General features: G+C 56.1%; 2 protein-coding genes. Both read right to left on the bottom strand.

The features are described from left to right. Positions 1-11: 11 nt before the first annotated feature. The gene (locus HALTITAN_RS09010; protein ID WP_009286902.1) at positions 12-10,235 is read right to left on the bottom strand and encodes a non-ribosomal peptide synthetase; all 10,224 of its coding nucleotides are present in this window, start codon (positions 10,233-10,235) and stop codon (positions 12-14) included. 3 nt (positions 10,236-10,238) lie between these two features. After that, positions 10,239-18,818, bottom strand: coding sequence for a non-ribosomal peptide synthetase (locus HALTITAN_RS09005; RefSeq protein ID WP_009286901.1), 8,580 nt, complete (start codon positions 18,816-18,818; stop codon positions 10,239-10,241). Between the last annotated feature and the right edge of the window lie 22 nt (positions 18,819-18,840).

Here is an 18,840-nt window from a genome sequence, read left to right as displayed (position 1 = left end):
TACCCGTGACTTCATTGACCGACCAACTCGGCATCGGCACTTGCTCCTTGAGCCTCTTCCAGCGCCGAACGCTCATAGATGTCTCCCATCGCTACCACGATCTTGCGTGGCCCCTCGTAGGGATCCCGGGCATGGGCTGCTAACATGTTGTCGACCATCACCACATCGCCCCGGCGCCAGTCGAAGCGCACCGCGCAGGCTTCGTAGGCATCGCCGACAACCTTCATCATCTCGTCGCTAATTACGGAGCCATCACCGAAATAGACATTGCGTGGCAGGCGCTCCTGACCAACCATGCCAAGCAGGTCTTCTTTCACATCAGGCTCAAGGCAACTGACGTGGTGGAGTTGCACCTGATTGAAGAACACTCGGTCACCGGTCACGGGATGGGTGACTACCGCTGGGCAGCGCGTACGCGTCTGCAGTTCGTCATCACCCAACCACTGCCACTCAATTCCCCCTTCTTTGAGCCGCGCTTCAACCTCCTCCTTGCTATCGGTTTTGAAAAAGTCTCGCCAGCTCACGTCCAGGTTGCGGGTGAAGGTGCGCACATAAAGCAGCCCTTTACGCTCGAACTCCTCCACCACATCGGCGGGCAGTTGGCGTAGCATCTCCCTGCAGTCAACGATCGGGGTGGCGCCCCCCACGGGAGAAGGGAATTCGCAGAAGAACAGTTGCTTGCGCGGCCAGCGCTCCAAATGCGAGCTTTCGTTGTGATAGAGAATCATCTGGCGTTCAGGATAGGGGGTTGAACGGTAGGTATTGCGCCCCCCTTCTTTCTTGGGCAGGTCACCATAGTTGCCGTAAAGGCCCGGCTGGATAGCCTCGGCAAAGGCTTCAAACTCTTGCGGTGTGGTCAGCCCAAAGTTACGGAACAGAATGCCTGCATGCTTGCGTAAGTTTTGCTCGATGAAGTCACGCTGGGAAGTTGCCCACGCCACCGCATCAAGGTCAGCGTCCGCCGCTTCGATCACGAGAGGAAAGACTCTTTTTTCATCGAGCAGCGCCGTTCGTATCGGTGAATCACTATTGGTCGAGGGGCGCGCACCTGGCTGGGATTTCAGGCTGCCAAGCTTGTTGAGTTTGGAACCTTTTGAAAGCTTGTTTTGCATAGCGTGTTTCTCCATTAGGGGTAAACGAAACTCCTCGACGGGCATGTTGGGAGCTTCCACGATCTGCGCTAGTAGCGACTGCCAGGCACCGGTTAAGTGCTCAATGGTTTCGCGTCGGTACAATGCGGTGGCGTAGACCCACTCGACTGATAGTCCGGTATCACTCTCATTGACGAATATCGCCATATCGAACTTCGACTCTTGCCGAGGCTGAGGCATTACCTCCACTTCCAAGCCCGGAATTGAGAACCGCTCGGTTGGCGTGTTTTGTAGTACGAAGAGGGTTTGTATCAGGGGGGAACGGTCGCGCTCACGACCAATCCCCGAAAGCTCGACAATTTTGTCGAAGGGAACATTTTGATGATCGAAGGCATCCAGCACGCTGGTCTGTACTTGCTCGAGCCAGTGGCCGAAATCAATCTGGCCATCAGACAAACGAGACCGCAGCGGGATTACATTGACAAAAAAGCCAATCAACGGCTCAACGTCGGGATGGCTACGGCCAGCGACATCGGTTCCCACAATCAGGTCGTGTTGACGGGTCTGGCGATGCATCAACAGCTGAAAACTCGCCAATAGAAGCGTAAATAGCGTGGTGCCACGCTGTGCGGCAAGCTTGTTCAACGCTTGTGATTGGTCTGGACTAAATGTCATGCTCAGGGCACTACCGGCATGCGATACTTGGCTAGGCCTAGCGAAATCCCCCGGTAGTGTTGAGAGCGGAGGAGCATCACTTAGATAGCGGCGCCAGAAGGTTGCGCTTTGCTCGAAGGCCTCTCCCGACAGTGCTTTCTCATGCCAAGCGGCATAGTCAACATATTGAATAGGAAGATCGGGCAACACCTTTTTTCCTTCTCCGATAAGCGCCCGGTAGGTAGTGACGAATTCCTTGATGAAGACGGCTTCTGACCAGCCGTCGAATACAATGTGATGAGCGCAGAGCAGCAACAGATGTGACCGTGGTGATAACCTAATTACAGCGGCACGGAGGAGTGGCCCCGAGGAGAGATCGAAGGCACGTTGGGCATGCTCCTCCATAAGTTGCCGAGCTTGATCATGCTGCTGAACGCCTTCCAAGTTCACCAAGTCGACCCACTCAACCTCCACTGGGTTTTCGGATGCTATGACTGCAATCGGCTCACCCACTTCGTTCTCTGGGTAACGGGTACGCAGTACTTCATGGCGATCTATAATTACGTCAAGCGTCGACTTAATCGCTTCTGTATCAAGCTGCCCTGTGAGATTTAGAGCAGCGGACATGTTGTAAGCTATCCGCTCGCTGGAGCAGCCTGCCATGCGATCGACTAGCCAAAGTCCCTTTTGGGCCGGAGACAATGGCATTTGCTCACGCCGGGTAATGGGACACAGCGGCGTATCGCCCACCACATCATTTCCACCAGTAGAGGCAAGGAGAGCCAATTCGCACAGAACGGGGCTTTTAAATAAGTCGCGAAGGGCCAAGCTCTGAAGACCTGCCGCTCGTATGCGTGCAAGCACCTGCAATGCCAACAGCGAATGCCCCCCTAACTCGAAGAAGTTGTCGTGACGACCCACCCGATCGACACCCAGCACCTCGCTCCAAATCGCTGCTAGCGTTTCTTCCAACTTACTCTGGGGAGGCTCGTACTGTGAGCTACTGGATAAATCCGGCTCAGGCAACGCCTTGCGATCTATTTTGCCATTGGCATTCAGCGGCAGTGCATCAAGCGAGACCAGCACTCCCGGCACCATATAGTCCGGTAGCTTTTGACCGAGTGCTTCACGTAGTAAGGCGGTATCGAGTTCACTACCAGCTTGGGGCACCATATAAGCGACTAACCTAGAACCACCGGAGCCATCTTGAGCGACCACGACTGACTCTCGCACCTCTGGCTGAGAGAGCAGCTCAGCTTCGATCTCACCAAGCTCGATACGCAGGCCGCGGATCTTCACCTGGTAGTCGAGGCGGCCCAAATACTCAAGCTGACCATCCTCCCGCCAGCGCACCAAATCGCCCGTACGGTAGAGGCGTTCGCCCTGCGCAAATGGATCAGCGACAAAACGTTCTGCCGTAAGGTCGGCACGATTCAAGTACCCCCTCGCTAGACCAGCACCGCCCAGATACAGCTCACCCGCTATACCGACGGGTGCGAGACTCAGGTCAGCATCCAACACCAGTGCCTTACGTGCTCCAATTGGCTGACCAATCGGTACTTGGGACGACTGACCCAGCCCAGCATCGTCCGACCATAGCGTCGGTGAGATGATGGTTTCGGCCGGACCATAGGCATTGAAAAGACGCTCTGGCTGGCAAGCTCGACGAATTCCCTCGAAGTCTTCACGAGACCAGGCTTCTCCACCGGCAATACAGAGGCGCACCGGCAAGGAACCTGCTGGCAAGCTTTGGTAGAGATGGCGTAAATAAGCCGGCGGCAGATACAGCACGCTAACGGCATGCTGCCGCACCAGAGTGGCTAGCGTCTCGGCCCTTAGATGTCGTCCCTGCGGTAGCACAAGGGCTGCTCCTGCTAGCAGTGGAAGCAACCACTGCTCCCCAGCGGCGTCAAAACTGATCGAAGCGAACTGAAGCAGCCGGTCTTCAGGCGTCAGACCATAACACTCTCCAATCGCTTGGAGGTGCATCGAAAAGGGGCCATGACTGACTCCAACTCCCTTCGGTCTTCCGGTAGAGCCGGAGGTGTAGATCACATAGGCAAGTTGTTCACCGTGCAATGTCACCTGAGGGTTGGTTGACGCATGATGCATCACATCCAACTGATCCAGTTCAATGACATTCAGGCTTTCAGCTACTGGTAACGAATCATGAATGCGCTGCTGGGTAAGCAGCAACTCGATACCGCTGTCCTCGACCATATAGGCCAACCGATCACTCGGATAATCTGGGTCTAGCGGTACATAAGCACCACCCGCTTTGAGTATCCCCAGTAGCCCCACCACCATCTCGACGGAGCGTTCAACAGCGATGCCCACCCGGGTCTCAGGTTTTACGCCTAGTCCGATCAGATAGTGGGCCAACTGGTTGGCGCGGGTATTGAGTTCGGCGTAGCTGAGCAACTGATCTTCAAATACTACTGCCGTGGCCTCTGGGGTTATCTCGACACGGTATTCGATCAGACGGTGGATCGGGTCAGTCTTGGTATAGTGCTCACCCTTGACACTCCACACCTCGATTCTCTGTCGTTCATCGTCACTTAACCAATCGATTTCCCCAACTCGTTGAGTAGCCGAATCGCTCAGTTGCTCAAGCGCTCTAACCAGATGTTGAATCAACATCGCGGCAGTAGAATCGTCTAGCTGTGATCGTGAATAGCTGCAGCAAAGCTCTAACGCTTCCTTCTGGAAGACGGCCAGCGTTACGGGATAATTGGTTTGCTCGCGGTTGGTCACCTCGCCGAACGCCAGCTCACCCGGCAAGTTTTGATCCAGTGCTGCATCAACGGGATAGTTCTCGAATACCAACAAGCAATCAAACAGTGACTGACCACCCTGCCCTGCCCAGCGTTGGATATCGTAGAGCGGCGTATGCTCATGCTCGCGACTCGCCAAGTTTTGTTCCTGCAACTGGCGCAACCATTTATCGACGCGCAGCGTGGGATCCAGTGAGACAATCACTGGCAAGGTATTGATGAAGGGGCCAATCAACTGCTCTGCCGCCGGTAGCTCCGCAGGCCGCCCGGCCACGGTCGCGCCAAAGCAGATACTATCTTGCCCCGTGTAACGGGCCACCAGCAGCGACCAGGCACCTTGCATTAATGTATTGAGCGTTACGTGGGCAGCCTTGGCGAAATTCTCCAGTCGCTGAGTGGTAGTGCTATCCAGTGACAGGGTGATCTCTTGATGCCCAACTTGCGCTTCATGGGATTTAGGCATGGCACTGACGAGATGCGTAGGCGCATCAAGATGCTGTAATTGGTCACGCCAGTAGGCTTCACTGGCATCAGCGTCACGGCGCTGCAACCATTCAATGTAATCACGATAGCGCCCCTCTGTAGGTGGCAGAGTCTCTCCGGCGTAACAACGCAGTACCTCACCCATCAGTTGCGAGGTACTCCAGCCATCCAGCAGCAGATGGTGACGCGTCCAGACAAAGCAGTGCCGGTTATCGGCGACTTTCACCAGCGCCAAGCGCATCAGTGGCGGAACCGTAAGATCGAATGGCGCCCGCTGCTCCTCAGCCAGCCTCTCAATGGCCGCGGATAGATCCTCTCGTTCGCGCCAATCCGATTCGAACCACGGTAGTTCAATACCTCGCGCCACCCATTGAAGAGGTGCTCCAGCATCTTCTACAAAGCCGCTGCGCAATATTTCGTGGCGCTCCAGCACCTGATGCCAGGCGGCCTTGAAGCGTTCGACATCCAGGTTGCTGATCTCCACCTGCAACTGGTTGAGATAGGCCACATCTTGGTCATCGTAGAGGCTGTGGAACAGCATACCCTGCTGGAGTGGTGACAGCGGATAGATATCCGCCAGCTGATCAGCGGCAACAGGCAAACCGTCCAACTGCGCCTGACTCAGCCTCGCCAGCGGGAAGTCCGAAGGCGTTGCGCCACGAACGCCACTAGCACAGTGCCCAATCAGTGCCTCAAGCTGCGCTTGGAAGCTTGCTTGCAAGGCATGTATCGCTGCCTCGCTGTGAATCTCACGACTGTAATTCCAGTCAAAGCGCAGTTGGCCATCTTGAACCCAGGCCACCACCTCAATCCAGGTACGGCGCTTGCTTTGCGGCGCGCGAGCCTGCCCTGCATTCTCTTTGGCGAGCCGCCAGGCCCCATCGCCCTGTAGGGAGCGATCCAACTGGCCTAGATAATTGAAGGTGACCTGGGGGTAGGCACCACCCACCAGCGCGGGCTCTTCTTTCAAATAGCGCAGCGCGCCGTAGCCAAGCCCCTTTTCAGGCACTTGGCGAAGTTGCTCTTTGATGGATTTTAGGCTCGCACCCGGTTCCGTATTACCTGGCGTCAGGCGAACAGGATAGAGCGAGGTGAACCAGCCCACGCTACGACTGAGATCGACACCGTCGAACAGGTCTTCGCGGCCATGGCCTTCCAGCTCGATCAGTACGCTATCTCGCTCCGCCCATTGGCACAGGGCGCTCGAAAGTGCAGTGAGGAGCAGATCATCCACCTGGGTACGGTAGGCTTTATGCACCAGCCCCAGCAGTTGCGTGGTCGCCTCGGTAGGCAAGCTGCCAACGAGCGATGCGGTATCGGCGACGGTGTTGCTGCCATGGGGATTATGTGCAGGTAGGCTAGGCTCTGGCTCTTTGACAAGGCTCTCCCAATAGGAGCATTGCTCAGCCAAAGCCTCCGATTTGGCATAATCGGCCAGGGCACTCGCCCACTCATCTAACGAGGTGGTGACTGGTGGCAGATCAATTGCCTTTCCTGCATTTAACTGCGTGTAGGCCGTTTGCAGGTCATCGAGAATCACGCGCCACGAGACGCCGTCTACCACCAGGTGGTGAGCCACTAGCAGCAATCGCCCGCCGCGCTCGCCTCCCAGTGCCATCCAGATAGCACGGAACGGTCGTGCCAAACTCAGGCTGCGTTGCGCAGCATCGGCGGCCTGGGTGATGGCCTGCGCCGGATCCGCATGATCACTTACATCCACGTGCTCGAAGAGATCGTTGGCTAGCTTGCCATAGGCTTGTTGCCAGCTATCGCCAACGCGCTCAAAGCGTAGTCGCAAGGCACCATGGTGATCTACCACTGCCTCAATGGCACGCCGTAGCAGTGTGGTATCTACATCACTGACCGCTTCCAGCATCAATGACTGATTCCAGTGGTGTGGCTCGGCAAAGCTCTGCTCGAAGAACCAGCGCTGTACCGGCAGCAGCGCAAAGGAAGCAGCCTTATTGGGCGCAGCCGCTTGTTTAGGAGCGGTAGCAGCCAAGGGCGTGGCCATCGCCGCCACTGCGGCAATGGTCTGCCCTTCCATCAACTGCTTGGGCGTTACCTTGTAGCCACGCTTACGCGAGCGCGCGACGATCTGCAAGCTGAGGATGGAGTCACCACCCAACTCAAAGAAGTTGTCGTTACGCCCCACCTGCTCGCAGCCGATCACGTCAGCCCAGACCTCTGCCAATGTCTCCTCTGCTTCACCCTGGGGCGCTTCAAAGGTTTTACCACTACCGGCTTGCACTGGCTCGGGCAGCGTCTTGCGATCTAACTTGCCATTGGCGGTTAGCGGCAGAGCCTCCAGCCGTACCAGGGCGCTGGGCACCATATAGTCCGGCACGCGCTCTCCAAGCTGCGCGAGTAACGCGGCGTCATCGATGTCGCTCCCGGCGGCCATAACCACGTAGGCGAACAGTTGCGCACGGCCTTCCTCGTTTTCCCGTGCTACCACTTCGGCCTCCGAGACCCCTGTCTGGTCGCGCAACAGGGCAGCGATCTCGTTCGGCTCCACCCGATAGCCGCGAATTTTGACTTGATCATCCACACGGCCAAGGAACTCCAGGCTACCGTCTGCCAGTTGGCGCACCCGGTCACCGCTGCGATAGAGCCGCTCCCCCGCATGGAAGGGGCTGGCAACAAAACGTTCCGCCGTTTGCCCCAGCCGCTGTAGATAGCCTTGAGCCAGCCCTGGCCCACCCAAGTAGAGTTCACCGGCAACGCCCTTCGGCACCGGATTAAGCCAGGGATCGAGCACATAGGCCCGAGCATTGGCCAGCGGTGTGCCGATCGGCAGCGTGCTGGCAGCTTGATCGGCCATTTCGGCTTGCTGGGTGAGAATACCTACCGCGGTTTCCGTAGGGCCGTAGTGATTAAGCACCCGACAGGTTGGCTTGAGCTCGGCGATACGCTCCAGTAACGCCCAGTCGGTAGCCTCTCCACCGAGAATCAAGCGCTCGTGCGGAAGTACATCTGCCGGAGTTGCCGCACTCAGAAGTGCCCGCAGGTGGCTGGGCACAATCTTGAGCACATCCACCCGCTGTTCCCGCATATAAGCCGCAAAGACATCCGGGTCGAAGGCGCACTCGGGGGAAATAAGGTGCAAGGTGCGGCCGGTGCACAAGGCACCAAACAGCACCGTATGCCCCAGATCCGCCGCCACCGTCGACACCATCGCCATGTTGCGGGCACCTTCTGGTAGCGCCAGCGCCTCCAGAACACCCTGTACGTAATTGGCCAGAGCACCGTGACTAACCGCCACCCCTTTAGGCTTGCCCGTGGAACCAGAGGTATAGATCACATAGGCGGTCTGCTGGGGATGAATGACAGGCAGTTCGTGCTCTACGGCAGCCGGAATATCGTCGATAAACGCCAGCTCCATTACCGGAATGTCATCACTCCAGCCGCAAGGCGTGCTGCTCAGCATTAAGCGAGCGCCACTGTCAGTCAGTTGATAGGCCAAACGTTCCGTAGGTAGTTGCGGATCCAGCGGTACAAACGCCCCGCCCGCTTTGAGTACGGCGAGAATGCCGAGCACGTACTCGCACGAACGCTCAGCGTGAATGGCAACGCGTACTTCAGGGCCGACTCCCTGTGCCATTAACTCTGCCGCTAACCGTTGGGCCTGGGCATCCAAGCTGGCATAGGTGGCTGCATTATTCGGTTCATCTTGCATTGCAAGTTGTTGGGAGTGCTCTTCGACGGCTCGATCCCAAAGCTCTATAACGCTCCCAGAAGTGAATGTGGTTGTATTTCCTTCAAGCACCGAAGTGGGGGCTGGGATTTCGAGCAATGCCAATGGCGTACTCGGCGTTTTCAGCACTTGCTCAGCTAGGCTTTGTAGTGCTTCGGCGAATCTCTTGACTGTTGTTTCGTCGAACAGTGCCGCCGCATAGGCGAATACACAGCGGATACCATCAGTGGTATCGGTAAAATCAAAGCTCAGATCGAAGTGTGCATCACCGCCGCTGAGTTCTTTAAGGTGAACCGTTAAGCCACTTACGGTCTTTTCTCTCTCCAGCTCTTTCTGCTGGGTACACTTGACCTGAAATAGCGGATGTACACTAGGCTGGCGCTCAGGCTGTAGCGCTTCTACCAAAGTATCGAAAGGAATATCCTGGCAGTCCTGTGCATCAAGCACGGTTTCTTTAACGGCACCTAATAAACTGGCAAACCCTTTGGTAGGCTCTAATAAGGTTCTCAGCACTTGAACATTGAGCAGATAACCAATCAAACCATGTGTTTCAGCTTTATTTCGATTAGCACTGGGAGAGCCTATCCGTATGTCGCTTTGCCCACTGAAGCGATGTAGCGTCAGCTTCAACAGTGACAGCATCACCATGTACAGAGAAGCGCCATACTCACGGGCTAACTGGTGAATGCCGTGACTCACTTCTCTGGATAACTGGAAATGACAGTGGCCGACTTTCGATGTCGCCTGTGAGCCTCTTGGATGATCAAAAGGAAGGTCGATAGGCGAATGTGAGTCACCCAGACGTTGGAGCCAGTGGTCTAGCTGCCGCTCCTTTTCGCCAGCCTCGAACCAACTTCGTTGCCAAACCGCATAATCACCAAACTGAATGGGTAACGAAGGTAATACAGCATTGCGTTGTTGGGTTCGGGCTTCGTAAAACTCGAATAGCTCATTGATGAGCAACTGAACCGACCAACCGTCACAAGCGATATGGTGCAATACAATGGCAACCGCATGATGGTTAGTATCTAGCTGGTAGATTGCCATGCGGAATGGCGGTTCAACATCAAGCGTAAACGGACGCAGAGAGAACTCGCCAATGAGGCGCTGTAGCTCTTTTTCCTGCTCTAACTCGGCGTGGTGCTGTAAATCATCGTGTAGTACCGGAACCCGCCAGCCATGGATAACTTCCTGAAGAGGCTCTCCATCACTGTTCTGAGGGTATATCGTGCGAAGTACTTCATGCCGCACCACGAGGTCATTCACACTCGACTCGAATGCAGCAACATCTAGTGGGCCTTGCAAATGAAACACACCAGGCATGTTATAAGCCGGGCTTGCCGGATCAAGCTGCCATGTCAGCCATAAGCTACGCTGCGAATATGACAACGGAAATTGCTCATCCTGGATAGCGGGCACGATAGGAAGCTCACGAAAATCGATGCCACTACTTCTCAGCTTATTCAGAAAACTTCGCTGCGCATCAAACTGTAACTCTGCAAAACGTTGAGCTATCTTTCTTTCGTCCAATTCCATGCCTTACCCCTCCAATTCGTTGAGCAGTTGATCCATAGTGGAGAGCCGTTTCGCGCGACCACCATCGGCATTCACCTGTTTAAGCGCGACTTGTGTTGCCATATGCGCCAGCGTCGGGTGTTCAAAAATAAGTCTTACTGGCAAAGCCTCTCCAAAGCGCTGCGTGAAACGTGCTGATATCTGAATCGCTGCAAGCGAGTGACCTCCTACCTCGAAGAAGTTGTCATGGCGGCCTATCCGTTCTGTCCCCAACACCTCGCTCCAGATCGCCGCCAGTGCTTCTTCCACCTCACCTTGAGGTGGCTCGAACTGCGTGCCGCTGATTAAGTCAGGCTCGGGCAGCGCCTTACGATCCACCTTCCCATTAGCATTCAGCGGCAGTGCATCAAGGGTGACCACAGCTCCCGGCACCATATAGTCCGGCAGTCGTTGCCCTAGCGCTTCACGTAGTGAGTCGATGTCGAGTTGAATGCCGTCCTGAGGAACCACATAGGCCACCAGCCTCGAACCACCGGGGCCTTCTTGAGCGACTACCACCGCCTCACGCACCTCCGGCTGAGATAGAAGTTGGGCTTCACTCTCCCCCAGTTCGATACGCAGGCCGCGGATTTTCACTTGGTGGTCGAGGCGCCCCAGGTATTCGAGCTGTCCACCCTCCCGCCAGCGCACCAGATCACCGGTACGGTAGAGGCGTTCGCCCTGCGCAAATGGATCAGCGACAAAACGTTCCGCGGTAAGATCCGGACGGTGCAGGTAGCCCCGTGCTAATCCCACGCCACCTAGGTAGAGCTCACCCGGGACGCCAGGTGGTGCCAAGTTAAGATCCCCGTCCAACACATAGGTACGGATACCGGCAATCGGTTGGCCGATCGCTACCTGGTTGCGCCCATCGTCTTGGCAAGTCCAGTGGGTAACGTCGATAGCTGCTTCGGTGGGGCCATAGAGGTTGTAGAGCCCCGTGTGAGGCAGCCGAGCAAATACTTGGTTCTGCAGTTCAGCCGGTAGCGCTTCTCCGCTACACACCATGCGTCTCAGGCTGGTACAAGCCTCTATCTCGCCATAGGCCAGAAAGGCTTGAAGCATTGATGGCACAAAGTGCAGTGTAGTGATGTTGTGGGTACGGATTAATTCGACCAGTTGGGCTGGCTCGCGGTGAGCACCTGGCGAAGCCATCACCAATCGGGCGCCCTGCATCAACGGCCAGAAGAACTCCCAAACCGAGACATCGAAGCTGAATGGCGTCTTCTGCAGCACCGCATCATCGGCCGTTAGACCGTAAGCTTCTTGCATCCACTGTAGGCGATTGGTCAGTGCGTGATGGCGGTTGGCCGCACCCTTAGGCTGCCCAGTGGAACCCGAGGTATAAATCACATAGGCAAGATGCTCACCATGCAGAGCCACCGCCGGATTAGTCGACGCATGGTGAGCGACACCCAACCGATCCAGTTCGATGACACTTAAGCCACCAGCGATCGGCAACAACCCGTGGAGATGCTGTTGGGTGAGCAGCAGCTCAATGCCACTGTCCTCGACCATATAGGCCAACCGCTCGGTGGGATAATCCGGATCCAGCGGCACATAGGCACCACCCGACTTGAGGATACCCAGCAGCCCCACCACCATCTCAATGGAGCGCTCCATAGCGATACCCACTCGGGTTTCGGGTTTGACGCCTAGGCCGATCAGATAGTGGGCCAAGCGATTAGCTCGGATGTTAAGTTCAGTGTAGCTAAGTGACTGATCTTCAAATACTAGTGCCGTGGTCTCTGGGGTCGCCTCAGCCTGTCGCTCAATTAGATGATGGATTAGAGAAGTGCCTAAATACTGTTGCGTATTCTCTCCCCACTCGCTCAACAGCTGCCGCTCGCCTGTTCTGAGTAGGCTGATCTCACTTAATGGTTGCTGAGGCGCCGCTTGCAGATTTTCTACGATGCCTACAATGGCTGTGCTCAGGTAGTCACACAGCCGCTGTGCACCGATCGAACGGCTAACCTGCCCTACTAACTGGAAGCCGTGACCTAGATCATCCACCGACATCGTGATTGGGTAATTGGTGCGCTCCTGATCACCTAACAATTCCATGCCTTCCAAGGCATGGAGGGGACTTCCCTCTTGATGAGGCGAACTATAACGGTAGTTCAACAAACTCGAGAACAGCGGCGTCCCCCCGGACAACCCACTGCAGTGCTGTGCCAAACCTAGGCTGGCATGCTCATGGTGCAGTAGTTCAGAGAGGGCATCGTGGGTTTGATGCAAACATTTATTGACACTTTTGGCCCCCGTTGTAATGCGCACCGGTAACGTATTGATAAACATCCCTAGTGCCCGTTCGGCGCCTTCGGTTCCTTGCATACGCCCGAACAGTACCGTGCCAAATACCACATCGTCCTGCCCAGTGGTTTTGTTTAGCACCAGCGCCCAGGCAAGGTGGAACAGGCTAGCCGTACTGACACCATGGCGCTGCGCCTGTTGCCGCACCTGTCGTGCCAATTCAGGCTCTAGCGGCAGTCGCACCTCTTCGATATCACTGCCATCGCCGCGTACCTCCAGTATCCCGAACGGTGCCGTAGGTTCCTCCACATCACCCAGCCAATCGCGGAAAAAGACCTCGTGCACATCTGGGCTAACTCCCAATCTGGCCTGAGCGACAAAGTTGCGGAATGGAAGCGGCTTGGGTAATGCCTCCTCACGCCCTTGCTGAATCAGAGCGATCTCCTTCATTAGTAGCTCAAGCGTGGTGTGATCCATCACTAAATGATGGCTGATTAGCTGCAATAGCCAGCGCTCATGCTCAGCATCGTAAGCGGCCACCGCTCGCAGCATAGGCGCCCGACGCACATCAAGTCTCTGATGTTCAGGATCCACCTGGGTGTATAACCATCCGGCCACACAATTCTTAGTTTCACCCGTCTTGGTCGGCCATTCGATCTCCATTGCGGCATGCTTGTACACCACCTGGACCGGCTCACTGAGCCCTTCCCACAGCACTGCGGTACGCAGGATGTCGTGGCGGGCAATTAGCTGGTTAAAACCAGCAATAAATGCTTCCAGTCGCTCTTGACTATCAAAACCGAGAAGATAGAGAAGGACATAAGTATCTCCCCTTTGCTGCAACCGGTGATGGAAGAGAATCCCCTCCTGCAGCGACGCTAGCGGATAGATGTCCTGGATGTTAGTAGCACCACCGGGCACTGCAGCTTCAATCGCGCCAATCTCCTCAGTATTGAGGTCGATTAGCGTCAGCATCTCAGGCTGAAGCTCCTGGCAATCGTGAGGAATCAGATTGGGCGGGATGATGATTTCAGCTTGCTCGGGTGTTTGTGTCAACGCTTGAGCAAAAGCCGCTAATTCCGGACGTTGGAACAGGGTGCGCACCTGTACAGGCAGTCCCCGATGTCGCATTTGCTCCAGTACTTTTAGAGCCAGTAGCGAATGGCCGCCCAACTCAAAGAAGTTGTCATAGCGCCCCACCTGTTCCACGCCCAATACTTCTGACCAGATTGCCGCTAACGCTTCTTCCACCTCGCCTTGAGGCGGCTCGTACTGAGAGCTGCTGGCCAAATTCGTTATAGGCAGGGCCTTGCGGTCTACTTTTCCGTTGGCATTCAGCGGCAGTGCCTCAAGCGTGACCACGACGCCCGGCACCATATAATCCGGTAGCTTTTGACTCAGCGCTTCACGTAGTGAGCTGGTGTCGAGTTCACTGTCGGCTTGGGGAACCACATAAGCGACTAACCTAGAACCACCGGGGCCTTCTTGGGCGACCACTACTGCTTCGTGAACCTCCGGCTGAGCTAATAGTTCGGCTTCGATCTCACCCAGTTCAATACGCAGGCCGCGGATCTTCACTTGGTGGTCAAGGCGGCCCAGGTACTCGAGCTGACCATCGACACGCCAGCGCACCAAGTCGCCGGTGCGGTAGAGGCGCTCGCCCTGCGCAGACGGATCGGCGACAAAACGTTCTGAGGTAAGGTCAGGGCGATGGAGGTAACCCCGTGCTAAGCCCACGCCACCGAGATAGAGTTCACCAGCGACTCCTGGCGGCGCCAAATTAAGATCGCCATCCAGTACGTAGGTACGGATACCTGCGATCGGTTGACCTATGGCTACGTGGTTGCGTCCATCGTCTTGGCAAGACCAGTGAGTAACATCAATGGCCGCTTCGGTGGGGCCATAGAGGTTGTAGAGCCCCGTGCGAGGCAACCGAGCAAATACTTGGTTTTGCAGTTCAGCTGGTAGCGCCTCACCGCTGCATATCAGACGTGTCAGGCTGGTGCATCTCTCGACCTCGCCATGGGCCAGGAAGGCCTGCAGCATTGAAGGTACGAAATGTAGCGTGGTGATCCCATGGGTACGGATCAATTCGACCAGTTGGGCTGGCTCACGGTGGGAGCCTGGTGGCGCCATCACTAGCCGGGCGCCCTGTATCAGCGGCCAGAAGAATTCCCATACAGAGACATCGAAGCTAAAGGGCGTCTTCTGTAGCACCACATCGTCGACCGTTAAGCCATAGGCCTCCTGCATCCACTGTAGGCGGTTAGTCAGCGCATGGTGACGGTTGGCGGCGCCCTTGGGACGCCCGGTAGAACCCGAGGTGTAGATCACATAGGCGAGGTGCTCGCCATGCAGCGTCACCTCAGGATTGGTCGAGTCATGCTGCGTGACATTCAGCCGATCCAGCTCGATAACGCTCAGGCTCCCAGCCACCGGCAACGTATCGCGAAGATGCTGTTGGGTGAGCAGCAGCTCAATGCCGCTGTCTTCAACCATATAAGCCAGACGCTCGGCGGGGTAATCCGGATCCAGCGGCACATAGGCGCCCCCCGCTTTAAGGATAGCCAGTAGGCCCACCACCATTTCGATGGAACGCTCCATAGCGATGCCGATATGGGTTTCAGGTTTTACACCTAGATCGATTAAATAGTGCGCCAAGCGATTGGCACGGGTATTGAGTTCGGCGTAGCTGAGTGACTGATCTTCAAATACGAGCGCCGTGGTTTCAGGGGTTGCCGCAGTTTGTTGCTCAATCAAATGATGAACTGGCGCAGCATCGGAGTATCCTTGAGAGTTTACTCCCCATTGAATAAGTTGCTGCTGCTCAGAATTTTCAAGCAACTCGATATCGCCCAGTGCCTGCCCTGGTGACGTAAGCAACCTTTGCAGTAGTGTCTCAAAGTATCCTGCAAGGCGTTGAATGGTCTCAGGCTCGAAAAGCTCTGACGCATAAACCATGCTAAATTTCAGCTGTCCATCAGGGAGATCCCGCACCTCTAGCGTTAAATCGAACTGAGCATCCTGCTGTAGAAACCCTGACTCAGTCAGTGTCAGGTCGGGCAATGTCTGAAACGCCGTGAAATCCTCTTGCCGATAGTTGAACATGACCTGGAAAAGAGGGTTGTGAGTCGAACTACGTGCGGGCTGTAGCGCCTCAACTAGCTGCTCGAAAGGTAAGCTTGAGTGCGCTAGGGCACCGATAACAGAGTCTTGACACTGTGTCAGTATCGTTTCAAATGAGTAGCGACTATCGATATCATTGCGCAACACCAAGGTATTAACGAAAAATCCGATTACCCCCTCTATTTCCTGACGCTGTCGGTTGGCAACCGGCACCCCCACACGAATCTCGTGCTGCCCGCTATACCGGTGTAACAGTCCTTGAAAGCCTGCCAAAAGCACAGTGAAGAGGCTCGTATTCTGGCTCTCAGCGAGGCGACGCAGGCCTACTAGAAGTTCTTTAGGAAGAGAAAACGCATGTTGCCCGGCACGTTTGGCCGTCAACCTCTGCCGGGGGTGATCAGTAGGCAGATCCAACGTAGGGTGTTCACTGCCCAGCTGTTGTTGCCAATAAGCAAGCTGCCGTTCCCCTTCTCCGGATGCCAGCCACTCACGCTGCCAAACTGCATAATCAGCGTATTGGATGCTCAAGTCAGGCAACTGAACAGGCTCACCGCGCATCTGAGCACGGTAAGAAGCTGCCAGCTCATCGAGCATAATCTGCATAGATACACCATCGGAAATGATGTGATGCATGACGACGATCAAGGCATATACATCGGCGCTCAATCGTAGCAACGCAGCCCGCAACAAGGGGCCTTCTGAGAGATCAAACGGCTCGTCATTAAGCCTTCGTATCGTGTCTTCCTCGTGCTGCTGAGCCTCACCAGCAGACATGCCACGAAAATCAACGACCTCCAGACCGAAGGAGACATCAGGCCTGATCGACTGTTTGGCCCCCCCTTCACTGGCAACGTAAAACAACGTACGCAGCGACTCATGCCGCGCTATCAAATCGTCAAAGGCAACACGCATCGCGTCTATATTCAGGTGACCCGATAAACGTAGGACACCACCGATATGATAAGCCGTACTTTCAGGGTCTAGTTGCCATAAGAACCATAGGCGTTGCTGGTCATGAGAGAGAGGTAGTGGCTCGGCACGGTGTGTAGGTGACAATATTGGGATCGGCGAGCGCCCAGAATTGACATGATCACTGCTGATACGCTCGACTTCATTTGCCATAGCGCCCAGTGAGGAGTGTTCGAAGACTGACTTAGCTGAAAAATCAATCGCCCAATAATCGCTAATACGTGAAGCCAACTGCACCGCCGCCAGAGAATTACCCCCGCTAGCAAAGAAGTGGGCATCTTTTCCCAACGGCTTTTCCTTGCCGTCCCTCAGCACTTGGCGCCAGAGCTTCGCTAACGCTTGCTCCGTTTCGCTTCCAGCTTCCGCAGTAGAGTGCGATGACTTTCCACCACCAGCATCCTCATCGCTGCCGCCACTGACAAAACGCCCAAAGGCGTGAATGGCGTAGGCATCCAGGCTACCCGCCTCCCAGCCTTGGCGGCAGGCACTGCGCTGCAGTTTGCCGCTGGAGGTTTTGGGAAGGCCACCTGGGTTAAGCAGTAGCACTACCGAAAGCGGCTCATGGCAAGTGCTCCCCACTGTCTCGCTTAGCGCTTCGACCAACTTCTCGGCGGGCACTAGCTTCTGTATGCCGCGGGAGACCTCTGCCGCAATGCCGATCCCTTCAGCGCCTTCGGGGGTGGTCACTGCAAAGGCCGCCACGCGCCCTTTGCGCACTGCTTCCACTTCCGCCTCGATAGCGCTCTCGATATCCTGAGGGTAGACGTTATGGCCACGCAGAATGATCAGGTCCTTAATACGCCCGGCGATATACAGCTGCCCTTCGTGCAGAAAGCCTAGATCGCCAGTGCGCAGCCAGCGATCATCGCGGGCGTCGTGGTTCTGTGCATCAGCATCATCGGTGCGCTGCCAACTGACCCCATCGCGGGTAACAAAGGCTTGAGCTGTTGCTTCAGGGTTCTGCCAATACCCGTGCGCCACGCTGGGCCCATTGACCCAGATCTCGCCGACTTCACCACTGGGCAGCGAGTGAAGCCCCTCAGGGTCGACAATATCGATAGCGTGACCGGGTTCCGGTGTACCGCAGCCCACCAGGGTGTTGCCTTCAACCGCTGAGGCAGCCTTTCCCTCGGCCAGCGACTGTTGAGAAAAAGCCGTGCCTACCACGCCCGTACCGCGCGAATTACAGCTAACCAATAGCGTCGCTTCGGCCAAGCCATAACAGGGTGCTGCGGTGTCAGCGGCAAAGCCCGCCGGGCGGAAGCGTTCGATAAAGCCAGTGAGGGTATCGTGGCGTACCGGCTCGGCGCCTGAGAACGCGACCCGCCAGCTAGATAAGTCGAGCGCCTCAAGCTGCTCGTCACGGATACGCTCAAGACACAGTCGATAGGCGAAATCGGGGCCACCACTAATGGTGCCCCGGTGGCGGGAGATCGCTTCCAGCCAGCGTACCGGCCGCTGTAAAAAGAAAGTGGGGCTCATCAATACCGCAGGGATACCGCGATAGATGGGCTGCAGCAGGCCACCGATCAGCCCCATGTCGTGGTAAAGCGGCAGCCAACTGACGAAAACATCGTCGGCACCAATCGAGAAGCCCGTCTCAATAGCACGCTCGTTCGCCATCAGATTGCCATGGCTCACCATCACCCCTTTGGGAGTGGCCGTGGAACCTGAGGTGTACTGTAAAAAGGCGAGATCACCACGCTTTGGGCGATGCTCAATCCAGTGTTCAGCGCGGCTCTCATCTACGGCATCCACGGGGATCAGTTCGGCGCTGCCGAAGCCTTCGCTTGCAGATGCGACCACATCGATAATCGTTGTAGAGGTGAGCACACAGGCGGCCTGGGAGTCGGCGGCAATGGCGAGCAGGCGCGCCAGATGCTGCTGCTTGGCCGACTCTGGAGGGAAGACCGGCACGGCAATCACCCCGGCATATAGGCAGGCGAAGAACGCCACCACATAGTGTTCATCGTTATCCAGCAGGATCAAGGCACGCTCACCAGCCGGGAACCACTGCTGGAGCTCGCTGGCCAGGGCGCGGGAACGCCGCTCCAGGGTGGCGTAGTCAAGGGTGGTCTCACCTTGTGCGTTCACTACAATCAGCGCCCTGTCGCTGGGCCTTTCCCGGGCCAGGCGACTTAAATGCTCAACGAAGCTGTGGTTAACAACGTTATGGGACGGGTGGCTGTTCATCGTCTGGGCGTGCCTTATATTCATATGCGTACCTGCTGGAACTCCT

Source organism: Vreelandella titanicae BH1, from assembly GCF_000336575.1.
GTDB lineage: Bacteria > Pseudomonadota > Gammaproteobacteria > Pseudomonadales > Halomonadaceae > Vreelandella > Vreelandella titanicae.
The sequence above is the reverse complement of the archived record's forward strand: the minus strand, read 5'-3'. Positions and strand labels throughout refer to the sequence as shown.